This is a genomic window from Pseudoduganella buxea (assembly GCF_009720835.1).
Lineage (GTDB): Bacteria > Pseudomonadota > Gammaproteobacteria > Burkholderiales > Burkholderiaceae_D > Rugamonas > Rugamonas buxea.
This window is the reverse complement of sequence record NZ_WNKZ01000002.1, coordinates 137,421-157,434: the sequence shown is the minus strand read 5'-3', so window position 1 is coordinate 157,434 and position 20,014 is coordinate 137,421. Positions and strand designations below refer to the sequence as shown.

General features: G+C 65.9%; 16 protein-coding genes. 5 read left to right on the top strand and 11 right to left on the bottom strand.

The features are described from left to right. Window positions 1-73: 73 nt before the first annotated feature. Window positions 74-2,095: a M13 family metallopeptidase gene (locus tag GM672_RS01690; protein ID WP_170299888.1), complete on the bottom strand. Its 2,022-nt coding sequence runs from the start codon at window positions 2,093-2,095 to the stop codon at window positions 74-76. A 142-nt stretch (window positions 2,096-2,237) separates the two neighbouring features. Continuing rightward, the gene (locus GM672_RS01685; protein WP_155468791.1) at window positions 2,238-2,822 is read right to left on the bottom strand and encodes a hypothetical protein; all 585 of its coding nucleotides are present in this window, start codon (window positions 2,820-2,822) and stop codon (window positions 2,238-2,240) included. 307 nt (window positions 2,823-3,129) lie between these two features. On the opposite strand from GM672_RS01685, the gene GM672_RS01680 reads away from it, so the two are divergent. The 3 genes from GM672_RS01680 (at window position 3,130) to GM672_RS01670 (ending at window position 7,707) form a co-directional block, all read left to right on the top strand. Continuing rightward, window positions 3,130-4,560 carry a S41 family peptidase gene (locus tag GM672_RS01680; RefSeq protein WP_155468790.1) on the top strand — a complete coding sequence of 477 codons (1,431 nt, stop codon included), beginning with the start codon at window positions 3,130-3,132 and terminating at the stop codon, window positions 4,558-4,560. Window positions 4,561-4,771: 211 nt separating this feature from the next. Beyond that, window positions 4,772-5,893 carry a beta-ketoacyl-ACP synthase III gene (locus tag GM672_RS01675; RefSeq protein WP_155468789.1) on the top strand — a complete coding sequence of 374 codons (1,122 nt, stop codon included), beginning with the start codon at window positions 4,772-4,774 and terminating at the stop codon, window positions 5,891-5,893. 101 nt (window positions 5,894-5,994) lie between these two features. Then, on the top strand, window positions 5,995-7,707 hold the full coding sequence (locus tag GM672_RS01670) for a cation:proton antiporter domain-containing protein (RefSeq protein ID WP_155468788.1): 1,713 nt from the start codon (window positions 5,995-5,997) through the stop codon (window positions 7,705-7,707). Window positions 7,708-7,856: 149 nt separating this feature from the next. Here the strand turns inward: GM672_RS01670 and GM672_RS01665 are convergent, their stop codons facing one another. Next, window positions 7,857-9,890: an NADPH-dependent 2,4-dienoyl-CoA reductase gene (locus GM672_RS01665; protein WP_155468787.1), complete on the bottom strand. Its 2,034-nt coding sequence runs from the start codon at window positions 9,888-9,890 to the stop codon at window positions 7,857-7,859. Between the two features lie 87 nt (window positions 9,891-9,977). On the opposite strand from GM672_RS01665, the gene GM672_RS01660 reads away from it, so the two are divergent. Beyond that, a complete protein-coding gene (locus GM672_RS01660; RefSeq protein ID WP_155468786.1) occupies window positions 9,978-10,619 on the top strand; it encodes an SRPBCC family protein in 642 nt (213 codons plus the stop codon). Between the two features lie 3 nt (window positions 10,620-10,622). On the opposite strand, the gene GM672_RS01655 is transcribed toward GM672_RS01660, so the two are convergent. The 8 genes from GM672_RS01655 to GM672_RS01620 all read right to left on the bottom strand — a co-directional run bounded on the left by GM672_RS01655 (window position 10,623) and on the right by GM672_RS01620 (window position 17,479). Then, window positions 10,623-11,075, bottom strand: a complete 453-nt coding sequence (locus tag GM672_RS01655; protein WP_155468785.1) for a hypothetical protein — start codon at window positions 11,073-11,075, stop codon at window positions 10,623-10,625. A gap of 4 nt (window positions 11,076-11,079) precedes the next feature. Then, complete coding sequence (locus GM672_RS01650; protein WP_155468809.1) at window positions 11,080-11,535, bottom strand: DUF2721 domain-containing protein; 456 nt, start codon at window positions 11,533-11,535, stop codon at window positions 11,080-11,082. Between the two features lie 91 nt (window positions 11,536-11,626). Beyond that, on the bottom strand, window positions 11,627-12,583 hold the full coding sequence (gene pip / locus GM672_RS01645; RefSeq protein ID WP_155468784.1) for a prolyl aminopeptidase: 957 nt from the start codon (window positions 12,581-12,583) through the stop codon (window positions 11,627-11,629). Between the two features lie 54 nt (window positions 12,584-12,637). Continuing rightward, a complete protein-coding gene (locus GM672_RS01640; protein ID WP_155468783.1) occupies window positions 12,638-13,948 on the bottom strand; it encodes an amino acid deaminase in 1,311 nt (436 codons plus the stop codon). A 114-nt stretch (window positions 13,949-14,062) separates the two neighbouring features. Continuing rightward, the gene (gene phbB / locus GM672_RS01635; RefSeq protein WP_155468782.1) at window positions 14,063-14,803 is read right to left on the bottom strand and encodes an acetoacetyl-CoA reductase; all 741 of its coding nucleotides are present in this window, start codon (window positions 14,801-14,803) and stop codon (window positions 14,063-14,065) included. 80 nt (window positions 14,804-14,883) lie between these two features. After that, window positions 14,884-16,062 carry an acetyl-CoA C-acetyltransferase gene (locus tag GM672_RS01630; protein ID WP_155468781.1) on the bottom strand — a complete coding sequence of 393 codons (1,179 nt, stop codon included), beginning with the start codon at window positions 16,060-16,062 and terminating at the stop codon, window positions 14,884-14,886. Window positions 16,063-16,122: 60 nt separating this feature from the next. Beyond that, window positions 16,123-16,479: a phasin family protein gene (locus GM672_RS01625; protein WP_155468780.1), complete on the bottom strand. Its 357-nt coding sequence runs from the start codon at window positions 16,477-16,479 to the stop codon at window positions 16,123-16,125. A gap of 91 nt (window positions 16,480-16,570) precedes the next feature. Continuing rightward, the gene (locus GM672_RS01620) at window positions 16,571-17,479 is read right to left on the bottom strand and encodes a LysR family transcriptional regulator (protein ID WP_155468779.1); all 909 of its coding nucleotides are present in this window, start codon (window positions 17,477-17,479) and stop codon (window positions 16,571-16,573) included. Between the two features lie 125 nt (window positions 17,480-17,604). Here GM672_RS01620 and metE point away from each other — a divergent pair, with 125 nt between their 5' ends. Continuing rightward, on the top strand, window positions 17,605-19,911 hold the full coding sequence (metE, locus tag GM672_RS01615; RefSeq protein ID WP_155468778.1) for a 5-methyltetrahydropteroyltriglutamate--homocysteine S-methyltransferase: 2,307 nt from the start codon (window positions 17,605-17,607) through the stop codon (window positions 19,909-19,911). The last annotated feature ends 103 nt before the right edge of the window (window positions 19,912-20,014 follow it).

Genomic DNA, 20,014 nt, shown 5'->3' with positions numbered 1-20,014 from the left:
TGTGGCCTTTTTGACGCGACATTCCGGCCGCCTTCGCCTCCGGATTTAGCCGGTGCGCATCACCAGATGCGCTTCACCAGATGATCACGCGCTGCGCCGGTGCCACGTACAGCTTGTCGCCTTCCTTCACGCCGAAGGCTTCGTAGAAGCCGGGCTGGTTGACGACGGTGCCGTTGGCGCGGAACTGGCCGGGCGAATGCGGATCGGTCTTGACCTGCACGATCTGCTGCGCCTCGCGCATCTTCGAGCGCCACACCTGGCCGAAGCCCATGTAGAAGCGCTGCTCGCCCGTCAGCTGGTCGATCACCGGCGCCGGCTGGCCATTGAGCGACAGTTTATAAGCCTTGTACGCAATGGCAAGGCCGGAATTGTCGGCGATGTTTTCGCCCAGGGTCAGGCGGCCGTTGACGTTATAGCCCGGCAGCGGGCTGTAGGCGTCGTACTGCTTGACCAGCGCATCGGTCTTGGCCTTGAAGTTGGCGCGGTCCTGCGCCGTCCACCAGTCGCGCAGGTTGCCGTCGCCGTCGGACTGGCTGCCCGAGTCGTCGAAGCCGTGGCTGATCTCGTGGCCGATGACGGCGCCGATGGCGCCATAGTTGACGGCATCGTCGGCGCGCGCGTCGAAGAACGGCGGCTGCAGGATGGCGGCCGGGAAGACGATCTCGTTGGCCGTCGAGCGGTAGTAGGCGTTGACCGTCTGCGGCGTCATGCCCCATTCGGTGCGGTCGATCGGCTGGCCCAGCTTGTCCAGGTTGCGCTGGTAGTCGAACTCGGACGCGCGGCGTAGATTGCCCATCAAATCGCCGCCGTTCACCTTCAGCTTCGTGTAGTCGCGCCACTTGTCCGGGTAGCCGATCTTCGGCGTGAACTTGGCCAGCTTGGCCTGCGCTTCCTTCTTCGTTTCAGGGCTCATCCAGTCGAGCGTATCGATGCTCTGCTTGTAGGCCAGCAGCAGGTTCTGCACCAGCTTTTCCATGCGCGCCTTGCGCTCGGCCGGGAAGTGTTCGGCCACGTACAGCTGGCCCAGGCCTTCGCCGATAACGCCCTCGACCACGCCGACGCCGCGCTTCCAGCGGGGCGGCTGTTCCGTCACGCCCGTCAGCACCGTGCCGTAGAAGGCGAAGTGGGCATCGGCGAAGGGCTTGGACAGGTAAGGCGAGGCGTCGCGCAGCAGGTGCCACGTGAGGTAGGCCTTCCACGTGGCCAGGTCGGTCTGGCCCACCAGCTTGTCGAAGCCCTGCAGGTAACTCGGCTGCATGACGATGACGTAGTCGGTCTTGCTGGCGATGCCCGATGCGGCCAGCGCGGCCTTCCAGTCATAGCCCGGCGCCAGTTCGCCCAGCTTGGCGATATCGATCTTGTTGTAACGCTTGACGGGGTCGCGGTTCTCGACCTTGGTCCACTGAACCTCGGCCAGCGCCGTTTCCAGCGCGACGATGGCCTTGGCCTGGGCTGGCGCATCCTTGGCACCGGCCAAGGTCAGGATCTTCGCCACGTGCAGCTCGTATTTCGCCAGCGCGTCGGCCAGCTTGGCGTCGTCTTTCTTCAGGTAGTAGTCGCGGTCCGGCAGACCCAGGCCGCTTTGCGCCATATAGGCCGCGTAGCGGGTCGAGTCGCGTGCATCCTGCGACACGCGCACGGCGTACGGCGTGGGTGCGCCGATGCGGGTCAGGTGCGCGATCAGGCCGGGCAGGGCCTTCTTGTCCTTGACGGCGGCGATGCGGGCCAGTTCGCCCGCCAGCGGACGCACGCCCAGCTGGTTCAGCTTCGCCTCGTCCATGTAGCTGGTGTACAGGTCGGCGATCTTCTGCTCGTCGCCCTTCAGCCCCTTCTTGTGCTGGCGCTGCTCGATGATCTCGCGCAGCTGCGGCAGCGTGTCGTCGCGCAGCTTGGCGAACGAGCCCCAGCTCGACTTGTCGGCCGGGATCTCGGCCGTCTTCAGCCACTTGCCGTTCAGGTGGACGAAGAAATCGTCCTGCGGCCGTACGCTGGCGTCGATGTACTGGGTGTCGATGCCGGAGATGGGCGTGCTGTCGGCGTGGGCGCCGGTGGCGAAGGCCGCCAGTAGGGAGAGGGAAAGAAGGTGTCGTTTCACGGTGCCGCTTTCGATATCAGGGCGGAGCGGGACCTTGTAAGTCCCGTCCCGGCTTTATTGGGTTGAGCGATGTCTCCCCCAATTGTAAGCGCCCCGCCCGGCCCCTGCCCCGGTGGCCGGGCGATTTTTACTTTTCGATACTTCAGCGGCCGACGCCGGTGCCGACGCCGGTGCCGATATTGATGCCGCCAGCGCCACCGCCCATGCCGATCCCGCCCTTGTGTCCGCCGCGCCCTTCGCCGCCGCCGTCGCCCCGCGGCGGTCCCTCCCCGCGTCCGCCGCCGCCCGGGCCTTCCGCCTTGCGCTGCAGCTGCTCGGCCAGGAAAGTGGCCACGGCCTGGCGCTGGCCCTCGTCGAGGGCGTCGTTCACCGTCAGCCACCATTCGCGCAGCTGCCGGTTTTCGCCCGCCACCAGGCCGTCCTCCCGGTCCAGCGCGCCGGTCAGCTCGCGCAGTTCGACGTTCCTGCCCTGCAGCGCCGCCAGGCCCTGGGCCTGCATGCGCTCCTGGCGCGACTGGCGCTCGCGCAGCAAGGTACGGGTGCGGCTTTCGGTCTGGCCCCACAAGGTGGCCTGGTTGGTGTTCAGCTTCAGCGACTGCTTCAGGTCCGGCGCCATCATCATCAGGTCCGGCGCGCGCCAGTCCATCACGGGGGTGGCCACGGCCGGGCCGGCAGTGGCGGCGCACAGCGCCAGCACGCCGAGCGCTTGTTTCCATTGTTGTTTCATGAATGCTCCGCACAAAAAAAAGCCTGCGCGGGGAGCGCAGGCAAAAACCACTTCAGGGTAGAGAGAAATACGGGCTCAGTGTAGGACGCGCCGGGAGGCCATTCCGCTCTTCTTACATTTACTTACTCTCATTAACGCAAGCCCTACATCCGGCAAAAAAGGCCTGGCAAAAGAGCAACTTGGCAATCGCACAAGGGCTGATGTAAAGCGACGCAAATTAAGGTTCAGCCAGCGCAACGGCGGGATTTCGGGTTTATACTCGATCGCATGGCGGCCCCGTGGCCGCCGCTGCATCCGAGGGTGAAACATGGGCAAGAAACTGAACAATTCCGGGCTGGTCGCCCTGGGTGTCGTGGCCGGCGTGGCAGTGTCCCTGCAGTTTTCCGCGATGGCGCAACGTGCCGAACCGGCCCTGCCGCTGGAAGAACTGCGCCAGCTGGCCGATGTCTATGGCCTCATCAAATCCGATTACGTCGAGCAGGTCGAGGACCGCAAGCTGCTGACCGAAGCCATCTCCGGCATGGTCGCCTCGCTCGACCCCCATTCCGCCTACCTGGACAAGAAAGCCTACGCCGAGCTGCGCGAGGGCTCGCAGGGCAAGTTCGTCGGCCTGGGCATCGAGATCGCCCAGGGCGACGACGGCTATATCAAGATCGTCGCCCCCATCGAGGATTCGCCGGCCTACCGCGCCGGCATCAAGGCGGGCGACCTGATCACCCGCCTTGATGCCACGCCCCTGAAAGGGCTGTCGCTGGACGAATCGGTCAAGAAGATGCGCGGCGAGCCGCACAGCAAGGTCACCCTGACGGTGCTGCGCAAGGACGAGCCGCAACCCCTCACCTTCAGCCTGGTGCGCGAGGAAATCCACCAGAAAAGCGTCAAGGGCAAGATCGTCGAGCCGGGCTACGGCTGGCTGCGCGTGGCGCAGTTCCAGGAGCCCACGGTGGACGACCTGGCGGCCAAAATCACCGAGCTGTATCGGCAGGACCCGAACCTGAAAGGCCTCGTGCTGGATCTGCGCAACGACCCCGGTGGCGTGCTGCAAGGCGCCATCGGCGTGGCCGCCGCCTTCCTGCCGAAGGATACGCCGGTGGTGTCGACCAATGGCCAGCTGCCCGATTCGAAGCAGATCTACTATGCGCGCGCGGAGTACTACTCGCTGCGCAGCGATACCGACGGGCTGGCGCGGCTGCCCGAGGCGGTCAAGCGGGTGCCGCTGGCGGTGCTGGTCAATACGGGATCGGCTTCCGCTTCCGAGATCGTCGCCGGCGCGCTGCAGGACTACAAGCGCGCCACCATCATCGGCAGCCAGACCTTCGGCAAGGGCTCCGTGCAGACCATCCGCCAGCTGACGGCCGATACGGCTCTGAAGCTGACGACGGCGCGCTACTACACGCCGCATGGCCGCTCGATCCAGGCCAAGGGCATCGTGCCGGACCTGGCGGTGGACGAATACGCCGACGGCGACGGCCTGAACGCGCTGCGCATGCGCGAGGCGGACCTGGAAAAGCACCTGGCCAACGACCGCGAGGAAGAAGCGGGCAAGGGCAAGCGCGACGAGCTGGAAGAGCAGATGCGCATCCTGGCGCTGGAAAAGAAACGCCAGCCCCTCGAATACGGCACGGTGGATGACTTCCAGCTGCGCCAGGCGCTGAACCACCTGAAGGGCCTGCCCGTGCAGACGGCCAAGCCGGAATCGAAACTGGTGCAGGCCGCCGCTGCGGCCAGACACAAGTGAAAAAGGGCAGTGCCGCACCTGGACGGCGCCCGCGAAGGCGCCGTTGTCACGATCAGGGTTTCGCCGCCGTCTCTTGAGGTAAAATCGCCGGCAATATGGAACCCTATGTTCCGCAAAGGCCGTGTCGACCGGCCCACGCACCCGGTCTTGCCGTGCGTGGGCAGTGGTCGCGCGGCCTTTCCTGCCTCTTAACGAATACGAAAGTTTAACAATGAAACAAGCCGTCATCAGCGCAACCGGGCTGTACACCCCTCCCCATTCGATATCGAACGAAGAACTGGTCGAAAGCTTCAACGCCTACGTCGAGCTGTTCAACGCGGAGAACGCGGCGGCCATCGAGGCGGGCACGGTGACGGCGCTGGAGCCGTCCAGCGCGGCCTTCATTGAAAAGGCGTCGGGCATCAAGTCGCGCCACGTGATGAACAAGGAAGGCGTGCTCGATCCGCGCCGCATGGCGCCGCACCTGCCGGAGCGCGCCAACGACGAGCTGTCGGTGCAGGCCGAGATGTGCGTGGCCGCGGCCCAGGAAGCGCTGGCACGCGCCGGCCGCACCGCCGCCGATATCGACATGGTGCTGGTGGCCTGCTCGAACATGCAGCGCGCCTACCCGGCCATGGCCGTCGAGGTGCAGCAGGCACTGGGCATCGAAGGCTTCGGCTTCGACATGAACGTGGCCTGCTCGTCGGCCACCTTCGGCATCCAGACGGCGGCGACCGCCGTGCAGACGGGCCAGGCCCGCGCCGTGCTCGTGCTGAACCCGGAAATCACCAGCGGCCACCTGGACTACCGCGACCGCGACAGCCACTTCATCTTCGGCGACGCCTGCACGGCCATCATCGTCGAGGCGGCCGATACGGCCGTGTCGAAGCACCAGTTCGCGATCCTGGACATGAAGCTGAAAACCTCGTTCTCGAACAATATCCGCAACAACTTCGGCTTCCTGAACCGGGGCGACGAAGCGGGCGTGGGCCAGCCGGACAAGCTGTTCAAGCAGCAGGGCCGCAAGGTCTTCAAGGATGTCTGCCCGATGGCGGCCGAGATGATCAAGAACGCCATCGCCAACGCCGGCCTGGACGTGTCGCAGGTCAGCCGCTACTGGCTGCACCAGGCCAACTTGAGCATGAACCAACTGATCGTGCGCATGATCCTGGGCCGCGACGCCACGCCGGAAGAAGCGCCGGTCATCCTGGACACCTATGCCAACACCTCGTCGGCCGGTTCCATCATCGCCTTCCACAAGCACCAGGACGACCTGCCGCAGGGCGCCTACGGCGTCATCTGCTCGTTCGGCGCCGGCTATTCGATCGGCAGCGTGGTCGTCAAGAAGCTGTAAGGCCCTTCCTCCGGGGCGTTTTTCTTATCGGTTTATACTCGGGGTATCGCCCTGGACGGCAATCGCCGTCCAGCAACCCCACCGGAAGGAACCCGCCCTGCATGCATCATGACGTCAGCCTGATCACCACCATCGCCGCCGCCCTCGGGTTCGGCCTCGTCTTCGGCTTTCTCGCCACCCGTCTGAAGCTGCCGGCCCTGGTCGGCTATCTCGCCGCCGGCATCCTGCTCGGCCCCACCACACCAGGCTTCGTCGCCGATGCCCACCTGGCCGGCCAACTGGCCGAAATCGGCGTCATGCTGATGATGTTCGGCGTCGGCCTGCACTTCTCGCTGGACGATCTGTGGGAAGTGCGCAAGGTCGCGCTGCCCGGCGCCATCCTGCAGATCGGCGCCGCCACGGCGATGGGCATGGGCCTGGCGCACTGGTGGGGCTGGAGCATCGGCGGCGGCCTCGTGTTCGGCCTGGCGCTGTCCGTGGCCAGTACCGTCGTGCTGCTGCGCGCATTGGAAGAACGGGGCATCCTCGATTCCTTCAACGGCCGCATCGCCGTCGGCTGGCTTGTCGTCGAGGATCTCGTCACGGTGCTGGTGCTGGTGCTGCTGCCGGCCTTGGCACCCTCGCTGGGCGGCGACGCCACCGGCGCCGATCCCGAGGCCAGCCTGTGGAAGACCTTGGCCATCACGCTGGGCCAGGTCGCCCTGTTCGTCGGCTTCATGCTGGTGGTGGGCAGGAAGCTGTTTCCGTGGATTTTGTGGCAAGTGGCGGCGACGCGCTCGCGCGAGCTGTTCACCCTGTGCGTCATCGCGGCGGCCGTCGGCATCGCCTACGCCTCCACCCAGCTGTTCGGTATTTCCTTCGCGCTGGGCGCCTTCTTCGCCGGCATGGTGCTGCGCGAATCGGAACTGGCCCATCGCGCGGCCCAGGAATCGCTGCCGCTTCGCGACGCCTTTGCGGTGCTGTTCTTCGTCTCCGTCGGCATGCTGTTCGAGCCGTCCATCCTCGTCGAGCAGCCGCTGCGCGTCATCGCCGTGCTGGCCATTATCGTGTTCGGCAAATCGCTGGCGGCCTTCCTGCTGGTGGTGCTGCTGCGCTATCCCGTCAAATCGGCCCTGATGGTGTCGGCCAGCCTGGCACAGATCGGCGAATTCTCCTTCATCCTGGCGGCGCTGGGCATCGGCCTGAAACTGATGCCGCCCGAAGGCCAGAGCCTGATCCTGGCCGGCGCCATCCTGTCGATCACATTGAACCCGCTGATCTTCGCGGCCATCGGTCCGCTCGAGCGCTGGCTCAGTCGCAACCCGTCGCTGGCGGCGAAGTTCGAGCGCCCGGCCGACCCGCTGGCCGAGCTGCCGATGTCGACGGCGCACACGAAGCTGGCCGGCCAGGTGGTGCTGGTGGGCTACGGCCGCGTGGGCAAGCGCATCGCCCAGACCCTGAACGAGCACGGCATCCACTACGTCGTGGCGGAGCAGAACCGCGAGAAGGTCGACCAGCTGCGCCGCGACGGCGTGGCCGCCGTGGCAGGCAACGCGGGCGAAGCGGCCGTGCTGATCCAGGCGCACATCACGAAGGCACGCATGCTCGTCATCGCCACGCCCGACACCTTCCACGTACGCAGCATGGCCGACATCGCCCGCACCTTGAACCCGGACATCCGCATCGTCGTGCGCACCCACAACGACGAAGAAGCCGAGCTGCTGCGCAAGGAACGGGTCGGCAAAGTCCTCGTCGGCGAAGAAGAACTCGCGAATGGCATGACGGATTATGTGCTGGAAACGTTCAAGGAACCCTACCAGGGCAACGGCCACTGAACCCGCGAGCCGCTAACGGCTCAGTTCGTGTCTAGTTTGGGGTCAGACCCCGACAAAGACACGGGCTCATCCACCATCTGCAGTTCAGCTCGTGTCCATGTCGGGGTCTGACCCCACGGTGGACACAGGCTCAGCAGTTGCGGAGGGCTCTACAGCCGCGCGGCCAGCTCGGCGCCTTCGCGGATGGCGCGCTTGGCGTCGAGCTCGGCTGCAAGGGCGGCGCCGCCGATCTTGTGGTAGCGCGGGCCGCCCGTATTTGCCGCCGTGTCGCTCTCGGCCGGCATCAGTTCCGTCAGGCTGTCCTGGCCGGCGCAGATGATGACGTTGTCCACGGCCAGCAGACGTGCTTCGCCGTTCACTTCGATGTGCAGGCCTGCATCGTCGATCTTCTTGTACTGCACCCCCGCCAGCATGACGACGCCGTTGCGCGCCAGCACGGCGCGGTGGACCCAGCCGGACGTCTTGCCCAGGCCGGCACCCGGCTTGGTGGTCTTGCGCTGCAGCAGGTACAGCTGGCGCACGGGCGCCGGGGCGGCCGGCGGAACCAGGCCGCCGCCCGTGCTGGCGTGCAGGTCGACGCCCCACTCCGCCGTCCACTGGTCCAGCGGCAGCGGCAGCGGGTGGTGGCTGTCGTGCAGCAGGTATTCGCCGACATCGAAACCGATGCCGCCGGCGCCGATGATGGCCACGCGCGCGCCCACCGGCTTCTTGTGCTGCAGCACGTCGAGGTAGCTGAGCACCTTCGGATGGTCGATACCGTCGATAGCTGGCATGCGCACGCGGATGCCCGTGGCGACGACGACGTCGTCGAAACCGGCCAGATCGGTGCGCGCCACGCGCCGGCCCAGCCGGACATCGACGCCCGTCAATGCCAGGCGACGGGTGAAGTAGCGGATGGTTTCCGCAAATTCCTCCTTGCCGGGAATCTGCATGGCCACCTTGAACTGGCCGCCGACGCTGTCGGCGCTGTCGAACAGGGTGACGTCATGGCCGCATTCGGCGGCCACCGTCGCCGCCGACAGGCCCGCCGGCCCGGCGCCCACCACGGCCACGCGGCGCCGCACCGGTGCCTTGCGGTACACCAGCTCCGTTTCATGGCAGGCGCGCGGGTTGACGAGGCACGTCGCGCGCTTGTTCGAGAAGGTGTGGTCCAGGCAGGCCTGGTTGCAGGCGATGCAGGTGTTGATCTCGTCGGCCCGGCCCGTCGCGGCCTTGTTGACGAATTCCGGATCGGCCAGGAAGGGCCGCGCCATCGACACCATGTCGGCGTCGCCGCGGGCGATGATGTCCTCCGCCTCGGCCGGCATGTTGATGCGGTTCGACGCGACGACGGGAATGCCCACCTCGCGCCGCAGGCGCCCGGCCACCTGGGCAAAGGCGCCGCGCGGCACCGAGGTGACGATGGTGGGCACGCGCGCTTCGTGCCAGCCGATGCCCGTGTTCAGGATCGTCACGCCGGCCTGCTCCAGCGCGCGCGCCACCGTCACCACTTCTTCCCAGGTATTGCCGCCTTCGACCAGGTCCAGCAGCGAATGGCGGTACATGATGATGAAATCGGCGCCGACGGCCGCGCGCACGCGACGCACGATCTCGACGGGCAGCCGCATGCGGTTCTCGATGGCGCCGCCCCAGCGGTCGGTGCGCAGGTTGGTGCGCGCGCACAGGAACTGGTTCAGCAGGTAGCCTTCGCTGCCCATTACTTCGATGCCGTCGTAGCCGGCCTTGCGCGCCAGCCGCGCGCAGCGCACGTAGGCGCGGATGGTGGCCTCGATGCCGCTGTCGGTCAGGGCCTTCGGCTTGAACGGCGAGATGGGCGACTTTTTCGCCGACGCCGACACGACGAAAGGCTGGTAGCCATAGCGGCCCGCGTGCAGGATCTGCAGCAGGATCTTGCCGCCTTCCTCGTGCACGGCGCGCGTGACCTTGCGGTGGTTGAACACGTCGCCGGCGAAATTGAGGGTGCCGCCGAAAGGCAGCAGCCAGCCTTGCCGGTTCGGCGAGATGCCGCCGGTGACGATCAGGCCGACGCCGCCCCGCGCCCGCTCGCGGTAGAACGCGGCCAGCTTGTCGTAGTGCCAGAAGCGGTCTTCCAGGCCGGTGTGCATGGACCCCATGACAACGCGGTTGCGCAGGGTGGTGAAGCCGAGATCGAGGGGGGCGAGGAGATGCTGGTATTGAGTCATGGATTGGGTGGCCGGGGTTTGTGCGCTGCCTAACGGTGAAAACGTGCCGCGCTTGTATTCTCCCACCAGTTACCTTACGCTGGAAGAATGAAAAGATTCCTGCTGTTATTTCTGCTCGGTTGCGCAACACCGGCGCTGGCCCTTGCGCAAGGGCACCGCACCGACTTGCCCAAGCTGCAGGTATCAGTCAAGCGGGTGACGCAGGATGCCTTGCAGATGTTCGAAGTCGATGCCACCGGCACCGTGCAGGCGTCCCTGCCGACGGTGTGGCGCATCCTGACGGGCTACGACCGCATGGAGGAATTCGTGCCGGACCTGGTGTCGTGCCGGGTACTGTCGCGCAACGGCAATGAAGTCATCATCGAGCAGTTCGGCACCGCGCGCTTCCTGTTCATGTCACGCTCGATTCACCTGATCGTGCGCGCCACCGAGCAGCCCATGTCGTCGATCGACATCGACCTGATCTCGGGCGACATGAAGCACTACGAATCGCGCTGGGAGCTGGTGCCCGTGCCGGAAACGGGCGGCACCAAGGTGCTCTACACGGGCCGCATGATGCCGAACTTTTATGTTCCCGGCATTCTTGGCACGAACATCATCCGCGGCGACATCGAACGCATGATGGGCGCCGTGCTGGCGCGGCTGGACAGGGGCACGGCCCCGAAGGGCACGCCGGCGCCGTCCTCGGAGCTGGCGCGCAACCACGTCATGGGCGCCATCGCGCCCTGATGGTCAGCCCGGGCGGTAATCCGGGCCGCGCACTTCGGCAAATTGTTCCAGGCTGCCGATGCGGATCACCACGGGATTCATGCTGGACTGGCTGTGCATGGCGCGCCAGGCGAACTTCCATTCCTTTTCGACCGCATCCTGCGCACCCATCGTGAAGGCGGCGCCCAGGGCTGCGCGGGCGCCGTATTCGACGGCCCCGTCGATGCCGGCCCAGTTGGGCAGGGTGCGCTGCACGGCGCGGTGCACGCGCTCGCCGAATTCCTCGGTGTTGTGGATGACCAGGCAGCTGTCGGCGCCAAAGTGCTCGAACAGGTCGCGGCTCCAGGCCTGCGAGAACGACAGCGTCAGGAAGCCACTGTCCGGACGCAGCACGAAGTGGCCCTGGGTCAGTGCCAGTTCCAGTTCGCTGCGGGGACCATAGCGGTGCAAGGTGGGGGGACGTTGGTAATCGTGCATAAAACTATTCGCTGTTGAGTTTGTGCGCGCGGCGCACGTGGCGCTGGGCGCGCATGGCTGCCGAGGCGATGAAGATCTCGCGCAGCAGGAAGCCGAAGCTGAAAATCAGGCTGAAGACGGCGCCGACGAACAGGCCGGCGATGTACTTGTCCAGCGTGACGTTGGTGGTGTCGCCGATGAACAGCAGGGCGATGACGAGGCAGACGCACAGGCCGCAGGCGGTCGACAGCGTGATGGCGTAGTTGATCAGGTGCGAGCGCCGGTACAGCACATCGAGCTCGTTCAGGTAATTGTCGCTGTAGGCGATGTCGAGGCGGTCTTCCAGCACCCGCGAGCGGTCGATGATGCGGGCCAGCCGGTTGATCAGGACCATCAGGTTGGTACACACGCCGGTCAGCAGGAAGACCGGTGCGATGGCCAGTTGAATGATATGGCCGATGTCGCCCAGCTGAATATTCATCACGTCGTTATTAAAATGTGTCGTCCAGGTCGCAGTGTAGCAGGCCGGCCGGGCCGGCCGGGATTCCTGCGCCTGCGGTGCAGTGGGTCAGTCAGTCAAAGCGGCCCAGGCGGCGGAACTGCTCGGTGGCGTTGACCAGCTCGCGGCTGATGCCGGCCTCCATGGCGGCGTGGCCGGCGTCCGGCACCATCGCCACCTTCGAGCCGGGCCAGCGCTTGTGCAGGCGCCAGGCCGTGAACGGCGGGCAGATGACGTCATAGCGGCCCTGCACGATCACCACGGGCAGGTGGGCGATGCGGTCGACGTCGCGCAGCAGCTGGTCTTCCTCGAAGAAGCCCAGGTTGGCCATGTAGTGCGCTTCCAGCCGCCCCAGCCCCAGGTCGACCGTGTCGCAGGACGGCTCGTCCGGCTGCGGCAGCAGGAACACGCGGCGGCCCTCGAAGCGGCTCCACGCGCGCACGGCCGGCCAGTACACTTCCGGGTCCGGGTCCATGATGCGCCGGTAGTAGGCCTGCAGCAGGTTGTCCCGCTCCTCGAAGGGAATGGCGGCGGCGAATTCCTCGTGGATCTCCGGGTGGAACCACTGGGCGCCATCCATGAACCAGTCGATTTCCAGCGCCGTGCACAGGAAGATGCCGCGCAGGATGAAGCCCAGGCACGCTTCCGGGTGGGCCTGGCCGTACGCCAGCGCCAGGGTCGAGCCCCACGAACCGCCGAACACCAGCCATTGCTGAACGTTGAACAGCACGCGCAGCTTCTCGATATCTTCGATCAGCAGCTGCGTCGTGTTGTTGCGCGTCTCGCCCAGCGGCAGCGACTTGCCGGCGCCCCGCTGGTCGAACAGGATCACGCGGTAGTGGCGCGGATCGAAGAAGCGCCGGTGCTGCGGCGAGATGCCGGCGCCCGGGCCGCCGTGCAGGAACAGCACGGGAATGCCCTGCGGGTTGCCCACTTCTTCCCAGTAGATGGTGTGCAGGTCGTCCACCGCCAGCATGCCGGTGCTGGTGGGCGTGGCGGGCGGGAACAGGCTCGGAGGAGAATCGGACATGAGGGACACTCGCGTTGACTGGGAGAGCCGATTGTAACGTCTTTGCCGCCACTTTCAGAAGAAGGTGTTGACGGCGCCCGTGACGCGGTAGGCCTCGTCCACCAGCAGCAGCAAGGGCCACTTGTCGAAGGTGGTGCAGGGATGCGAAATGCCGCAGCCGACCAGGTCGCCGACGGCCAGTTCGCCTGCCGCCGTCTCCGGCAGGCGCAAGTAGGCATGCTGGTCGTTCATCTTCTCGATGCCCCAGCCTTCGTCCAGCGCCACCGGCCGGCCCGGGCCGGGCCGATGCCGCACCAGCGCGCGCGGCAGGCCGATATCGTGCGACGCATCGCGCTTGCCCATGCCGAGGATGGCCAGCGTGGGTTCGGGCCGCGACAGCACCATGCTCCACACTTCCAAGGCCGGCTGCAAGCCGTCGCCGCGCCCTTCGCGGGCATCGAGTTCGCGCGTCAGTTCCAGGTAGTGGCCATGGTCGTTGGTCAGGTAGCAGCCGCTGCGCAGCACGGGCAGCACGGGCCGCGACAGGGCCGGCAGGCCGGCAAAGCCCCGTGCCACCAGGTCGAAATACGCGGAGCCGCCGGCCGACAGCACGATGCGCGGTCCCGTGAACAGGGCTTCGCCGTCGCACTGGCGCACCAGCTCGACCATCTGGCGCAGGAAGGCGTCGACCCGGTCGATATCGGCATCGCGGTCGGCGCTGACGAGCAGCCCTTCATAGCCTTCGATGCCGGCCAGTTGCAGCCCCGGCGCCGACGCAATGGCGCGCGCCACCGCCATCGCTTCGTCAGGCGTGCGGCAGCCGGCGCGCTTGCCCGCCAGGCCCAGCTCCACCAGCAGCGGCAAGGGCCGGCGCAGGCCCGCGGCAGTCACTGCCTCGGCCAGGCGCACCACGCCTTCCAGCGAATCGGCCAGCGCGATCAGCTCGAAGGCGGGGTCGTCGCGCAGCAGGTGCAGCATGGCGCGGATATCGGCCGGCGCCACCAGCTCGTTGGCCAGCAATACGCGGCGCACGCCGAAGCGCGCCGCGACCTGCACCTGCGTGGCGCTGGCCAGGGTGATGCCCCAGGCGCCATTGGCCAGCTGGGCGCCGAACAGCTGCGGGCTCATCGTTGTCTTGCCATGGGGTGCCAGCACGGCGCCATGGCGCTGGCAGAAAGCGCGCATCCAATCCAGGTTATGGCGCAGCACGGCCGTTTTCAGCAGCGCGACGGGAAAGCTGGTGTCGGCGTGCAGCACGTTCCAGCCCTGCAGGCCGATCATGTGCTGGCGCAGCGGCGCCGTCAGCGGCAAGCCCTTGACGCCGGGCGGCAGCAGTTGTTCTTCCAGCGGGGACAGGGCCAGGCCGCCATCGGGCAAAGTCGTCATCGTCGTTCCAGTGTAAAAAACCGGGGACAGTCCCCTGTTCTTCGGCAAGCTTGCCTGGAAACAGGGGACTGTCCCCGGTTTTGCTGCCCGGGATCGGCCGGGCGTCATTCAAGCTTAGGACATGTGCTGGCCGCCGTTGATGGCGATATTCGCACCGGTGACGAAGGCGGCTTCATCGGACGCCAGGTAGGCCACCAGGCCCGCCACCTCGTCCGGCTTGCCCAGGCGGCCCATGGGGATTTGCGGGATGATCTTGGTGTCCAGCACTTCCTGCGGGATTTCCGTGACCATCTTGGTGCCGATATAGCCGGGCGAGATGGTGTTCACCGTCACGCCCTTGCGCGCCACTTCCAGCGCCAGCGCCTTGGTGAAGCCGTGCACGCCGGCCTTGGCGGCCGAGTAGTTGGTCTGGCCGAAGGCGCCCTTCTGTCCGTTGACGGAGGAGATATTGATGATGCGGCCCCAGCCCCGTTCGATCATGCCGTCCGTGACGGGCTTGGTCATGTTGAAGACGGAATCCAGGTTGGTCTTCATGACGGCATCCCAGTTGACCTTGTCCATCTTCTTGAACGTCATGTCGCGCGTGATGCCGGCGTTATTGACCAGCACGTCGACGGGGCCGATGTCCTTTTCGATGGCCGCCACGCAGGCTTGCGCCGAGTCGTAGTCCGACACATCGCAGGGATAGGCGGCGAAGGTGTGACCGGCTTCCTTCATCTGGTCCAGCCAGGCCTGGTACTTCGTGTTGTTGGGGGAATACGTGGTTACTACCTTATAGCCCAGGGCCAGGAGCTTGATGCTGATTGCTTCGCCAAGACCACCCATGCCGCCTGTTACCAATGCAACTCGTGCCATTTGTCATCCCCTCTTAGTTTGCGTACTCGAACAACGGCCGCTCCGCGCTGGAGCGGCCGGTACTGCATGAAGCAAAAAAATCAGTCGCGTTCGACGGCCAGGGCCACGCCCATGCCGCCGCCGATGCACAGCGAGGCCAGGCCTTTCTTGGCATCGCGGCGCACCATTTCGTGCAGCAAGGTGACCAGGATACGGGCGCCGGACGCGCCGATCGGGTGGCCGATGGCAATCGCGCCGCCGTTGACGTTGATCTTGCTCGTGTCCCAGCCCATCTGCTGGTTGACGGCGCAGGCCTGGGCGGCGAAGGCTTCGTTGATTTCCATCAGGTCCAGGTCCTGCGGCGTCCAGCCGGCCTTTTTCAGGGCCAGGCGGCTGGCGTTGACGGGGCCCATGCCCATTTCCGCCGGGTCCAGGCCGGACGAAGCGTAGGACTTGATGCGCGCCAGCGGTTTCAGGCCCAGTTCGCGGGCCTGGGTGGCCGACATCATGACGACGGCGGCGGCGCCGTCGTTGATGCCCGAGGCGTTACCGGCGGTAACGCTACCTTCCTTGTTGAAAGCCGGGCGCAGGCCGGACAGGCTGTCCAGGGTGGTGCCGGCCTTGATGTATTCGTCTGTGTCGAAGGTGATCACGCCCTTCTTCTGCGGAATTTCCAGGGCCAGGATCTCGTCCTTGAACTTGCCTTCCTTCTGCGCCGTTTCCGCCTTCAGCTGCGATTGCAGGGCGAATTCGTCCTGCTGGCTGCGTGAGATGTCATATTTCTTCGCGACATTCTCGGCCGTGATGCCCATGTGGTACTGGTTGTAGACGTCCCACAGGCCGTCGACGATCATCGTGTCGACCAGTTTCGCGTCGCCCATGCGGAAGCCGTCGCGCGAGTTGTTCAGCACGTGCGGCGAGGCGCTCATGTTTTCCTGGCCGCCCGCGATGACGATGCCGGCGTCGCCGCACTTGATCGCCTGCGCCGCCAGGTGCGTGGCCTTCAGGCCGCTGCCGCATACCTTGTTGATGGTGTAGCCGGGGATGGTGTTGGGCAGGCCGGCCTTGATCAGCGCCTGGCGGCCCGGGTTCTGGCCGACACCGGCCGTCAGCACCTGGCCCATGATCACTTCGCTGATCAGGTTCGGGTCGATGCCGGTCTGGCTCAGCAGGCCCTTGATGACGTGTGCGCCCAGGTCCGCTGCCGCGATCTTGGCCAGGGAGCCGCCGAATTTGCCAACCGCGGTGCGGGCTGCGGCAACGATAACTACATCATCCATTTCATTCTCCAGTGCGCTGACCGGTTACGTCAGCAGGGGTTGTCGAAGCGCTACTACAGTTCATTCTATCGAAGTGCGGGACAAGGTTCCAGCAAAGTCATTACCCAGTTCGTTCAAGCTCGTATTCAGGTCGCTCGCCACGCCGGCAACGCGGCGCCCATACGCCTTGGCACGGTCGAGCGCCTGCTGCGAGTGAACCGCGGCAATACCGACGAAATCTTGCGCATCACGGACGAACAACAGCTGGTTCGACGCGGCCGTGGCCGCCGTCAGCTGTTCCCGCGCCAGCTGCAGGTTCAGGTCGATCAGGCTGGCGCTGCCGTCGAACGCCGCGCGCGTCAGGGCATTGGCGCCGGCCAATTGGGTTTCCAGGGCGGTACGGGTGACATACAGAAGCTCTGCGGGCAGCGTGTACATGGCGGTTCCTTAGGGATGCGGCTGAGATAGCGCAAGGGCTTTCATCGTAAATGCCGGTCAGCCAAGGTTGTTTGATCTATATCAAACTCTGTCACGACAGCAACTTGATTCCGTCCAGGGTGGCGGCGCACTGCTCGCGGATGACCTTGACGAAGTCCGCCACATAGGCGCGCCCCTTCAGCGCGGGCGGCACGGAAACGAACAGGTCGCTCCACAGCCCATGTTCGCCGATGGGCTTGGCGATGACGTAGTCGTAGTCGACATAGTTCTTGATGGCCCAGTTCGGCAACGCGGCAACGCCGCGCCGGCTCGCCACCAGCTGCAGGATGGCGACAGTCAACTCGGCCGTGCGGCGCTGGAAATTGATGCCCGCGGGGCGCAGCAGTTCGCGGATCAGGTCGATGCGCTCTTCCGGCACGGGGTAGGTGATCAGGGTTTCGCCTTCGAAGTCGGCCGGCAGCAGGCGTCGCTGGGGGGCCAGCCGGTGCTTCTGCGCCATCACCGTCAGGATCTCGAAGCGGAACAGGGGGAAGGTGGCGTAGCCGGCGCTGTAATCGGAACCGATCACGAGGTCGGCCTGGCCGGCCTTGAGCAGATCGGCCGGCTCGCTGTGAAAGCCCGATACGAGATCGATCTCGACATCGGGCCAGCGCGCGCGGAATTCATCCATCACGGGCATCAGCCAGTCGAAGCAGGTATGGCATTCCAGCGCCACGCGCAGCTGGCCCTGGTCGCCCTGCATCAGCCGCACCACGTCGCGCTCGGCCAGCTCGATTTCCGGCAGCAGCATGTCGGCCAGCCGCAGCAGGCGCGCACCCGTGGCCGTGAAGCCGATCGGCACGGACTTGCGCTCGAACAGGGGGCCGCCGTACCTGTCTTCCAGCAGCTTGATCTGGTGCGACAGCGCCGATTGCGTCAGGTTCAGCAATTGTGCGGCCCGCACCAGGCTGCCGGCGGAGCGCAGCGCGGCCAGGGTACGCAGATGACGGATTTCCAACATTCGACCTTCCAGCGTGAACGCGCCTCAATGAATTATTTTCATGTTGAGACGCAAAATCTTTCGTTTGGCTTATGCAAGGGATTGTCGCACACTCTACTGCACCAATATTTAATTTGCATGACATCATGAAAAACATTTCCCTGCACATCCCCGGCTTTCCCCGCATCGGCGCCCAGCGCGAACTGAAGTTCGCCCTGGAAGCCCATTGGTGCGGCGAGACGGACCCGGTGCAACTGGCAGCCACGGCGGCCACCTTGCGCGCGCGCCACTGGGCGGCCCAGCGCGATGCCGGCCTGGACTTCGTCACCGTGGGCGACTTCGCCCTGTACGACGGCGTGGCGAATCACATCCAGCTGCTCGGTTGCGAACCGGCCCGCTTCGCCTTCGGCGCCAGCGAGACGCCGCTGCAGCGCTACTTCATCATGGCGCGAGGCCGCAGCGGGCGCGACGAGTGCGGCTGCGGCAGCGCCCACAGCGCCAGCCCGGCCCTGGAAATGACGAAATGGTTCGACACCAACTACCACTACCTGGTGCCGGAATTTACGGACGCCACCGAATTCACCGTGGCCAGCGAGCGCCTGTTCGACGAAGTGGCTGAAGCGCAGGCGCTGGGCCATGCCGTCAAGGTGGCGCTGATCGGCCCCCTTACCTTCCTGTGGCTGGGCAAGGGCATGGACCACAAGCTGGCCCTGCTGGAACGCCTGCTGCCCGTCTATGGCGCCATCCTGGCGCGGCTGAAGGCGATGGGCGTGGCCTGGGTGCAAGTGGACGAACCCATCCTCGGCCTGGACCTGCCGGCCGCCTGGCGCAACGCCTTCGAGCCCACCTACTGGCAATTGAACCAGGCCGGTACGCCGCTGCTGCTGGCCACGTATTTCTCGCCGCTGGAAGAAAACCTCAGCCTGGCCTGCCGACTGCCCGTGGCGGGCCTGCACGTGGACGGCGTGCGTGCCGCACACGAACTGATCAACGTGGCGGACTGGCTGCCGGCCCACAAGGTGCTGTCGGTCGGCATTGTCGACGGGCGCAATATCTGGCGCACCGACCTGGACAGCGCCCTGTCCCAGCTGGCGCCGGTGCTGGACAAGCGCGCTGGCGCGCTGTGGCTGTCGACGTCGTGCTCGCTGCTGCACGTGCCGTACAGCCTGGCCCCGGAAAGCGGGCTCGACAGTGAATTGAACAACTGGCTGGCCTTCGCACTGGAAAAACTGGACGAGCTGGCACTGCTGCGCGCGGCCCTCGTGACGCCGGAGGATGCGGCCGTGCAGGCGGCACTGGCCAGCTTCCGCCAGGCCATCGCCGGCCGCCGTGCCAGCAAGCGTGTCCATAATGCCGCCGTGGCGGCCCGTCTGGCCGCGTTGACGGATGAGGCCGCCAACCGCCCTGCCCCGTTCGCCGAGCGCCGCGTGCTGCAGCAGATCCGGCTGAACCTGCCAGCGTTTCCGACGACAACGATCGGCTCGTTCCCGCAGACGCCGCAGATTCGCGCGGCCCGTGCGGCGCGGCGCCGCCGCGAACTGGACGAGGTCGCCTATGCCAAGGCCATGCGGGCGGAAATCGCCCACGCCATCGGCCAGCAGGAGCTGCTGGGCCTGGATGTGCTCGTGCATGGCGAAGCCGAACGCAACGACATGGTCGAATACTTCGGCGAACAGCTGGACGGCTTTGCCTTCACGGCCAACGGCTGGGTGCAGTCCTACGGCTCGCGCTGCGTCAAGCCGCCTGTCATCTGGGGCGACGTCAGCCGCCCGGCACCGATGACGGTGGACTGGGCCGTCTACGCCCAGGGCCTGACGGAGCGCCCCGTAAAGGGCATGCTGACGGGGCCGATCACGATCCTGCAATGGTCCTTCGTGCGCGACGACCAGCCCAGGGCCGACACGGCCATGCAGATCGCGCTGGCCATGCGCGACGAGGTGGCGGACCTGGAAGCGGCCGGCATTGCCATCGTCCAGATCGACGAACCGGCCTTGCGCGAAGGCCTGCCGCTGCGCCGCGCCCGCCATGCGCCCTACCTGGACTGGGCCGTGCGGGCCTTCCGCGTCACGGCCGGCGTGGCGGGCGCCGCGACGCAGATCCACACCCATATGTGCTACGCCGAGTTCAACGACATCCTGCCGCAGATCGCCGCCCTCGATGCGGACGTCATCACCATCGAAACGAGCCGCTCCGCAATGGCCTTGCTGGAAGGCTTCGGCGACTTCCAATATCCCAACGATATCGGGCCAGGCGTGTACGACATCCATTCCCCGCGCGTGCCGGACCGGCGCGAGATGGTGGCGCTGCTGAAGAAGGCCCAGGCCGTCATACCGGCGCGGCAGTTGTGGGTCAACCCGGATTGCGGGCTGAAGACGCGCGGCTGGGAGGAAACGGCAACGGCACTGCGCAATATGGTGGCGGCGGCGCGCGAGCTTCGGCAGGAAGCCGCATGAATACTGGGCGCCGGGCTCGACGGGAGTGCAGCACGGCACATTGAAATGCCTCCCAATAAATAGTTTTTGACAGTAAAATGCTCGGGCCCGGAAATGCCCGTTC

What these genes read in the sequence shown, in the direction of transcription:
- GM672_RS01680 (WP_155468790.1), top strand. Translation starts at nt 3,130, where the DNA reads ATGGGCAAGAAACTGAACAATTCCGGGCTGGTCGCCCTGGGTGTCGTG.
- GM672_RS01665 (WP_155468787.1), bottom strand. Translation starts at nt 9,890, where the DNA reads ATGACTCAATACCAGCATCTCCTCGCCCCCCTCGATCTCGGCTTCACC.
- metE (WP_155468778.1), top strand. Translation starts at nt 17,605, where the DNA reads ATGAAAAACATTTCCCTGCACATCCCCGGCTTTCCCCGCATCGGCGCC.
- GM672_RS01675 (WP_155468789.1), top strand. Translation starts at nt 4,772, where the DNA reads ATGAAACAAGCCGTCATCAGCGCAACCGGGCTGTACACCCCTCCCCAT.
- GM672_RS01685 (WP_155468791.1), bottom strand. Translation starts at nt 2,822, where the DNA reads ATGAAACAACAATGGAAACAAGCGCTCGGCGTGCTGGCGCTGTGCGCC.
- GM672_RS01660 (WP_155468786.1), top strand. Translation starts at nt 9,978, where the DNA reads ATGAAAAGATTCCTGCTGTTATTTCTGCTCGGTTGCGCAACACCGGCG.
- GM672_RS01630 (WP_155468781.1), bottom strand. Translation starts at nt 16,062, where the DNA reads ATGGATGATGTAGTTATCGTTGCCGCAGCCCGCACCGCGGTTGGCAAA.
- GM672_RS01625 (WP_155468780.1), bottom strand. Translation starts at nt 16,479, where the DNA reads ATGTACACGCTGCCCGCAGAGCTTCTGTATGTCACCCGTACCGCCCTG.
- GM672_RS01640 (WP_155468783.1), bottom strand. Translation starts at nt 13,948, where the DNA reads ATGACGACTTTGCCCGATGGCGGCCTGGCCCTGTCCCCGCTGGAAGAA.
- pip (WP_155468784.1), bottom strand. Translation starts at nt 12,583, where the DNA reads ATGTCCGATTCTCCTCCGAGCCTGTTCCCGCCCGCCACGCCCACCAGC.
- GM672_RS01655 (WP_155468785.1), bottom strand. Translation starts at nt 11,075, where the DNA reads ATGCACGATTACCAACGTCCCCCCACCTTGCACCGCTATGGTCCCCGC.
- phbB (WP_155468782.1), bottom strand. Translation starts at nt 14,803, where the DNA reads ATGGCACGAGTTGCATTGGTAACAGGCGGCATGGGTGGTCTTGGCGAA.
- GM672_RS01670 (WP_155468788.1), top strand. Translation starts at nt 5,995, where the DNA reads ATGCATCATGACGTCAGCCTGATCACCACCATCGCCGCCGCCCTCGGG.
- GM672_RS01620 (WP_155468779.1), bottom strand. Translation starts at nt 17,479, where the DNA reads ATGTTGGAAATCCGTCATCTGCGTACCCTGGCCGCGCTGCGCTCCGCC.
- GM672_RS01650 (WP_155468809.1), bottom strand. Translation starts at nt 11,535, where the DNA reads ATGAATATTCAGCTGGGCGACATCGGCCATATCATTCAACTGGCCATC.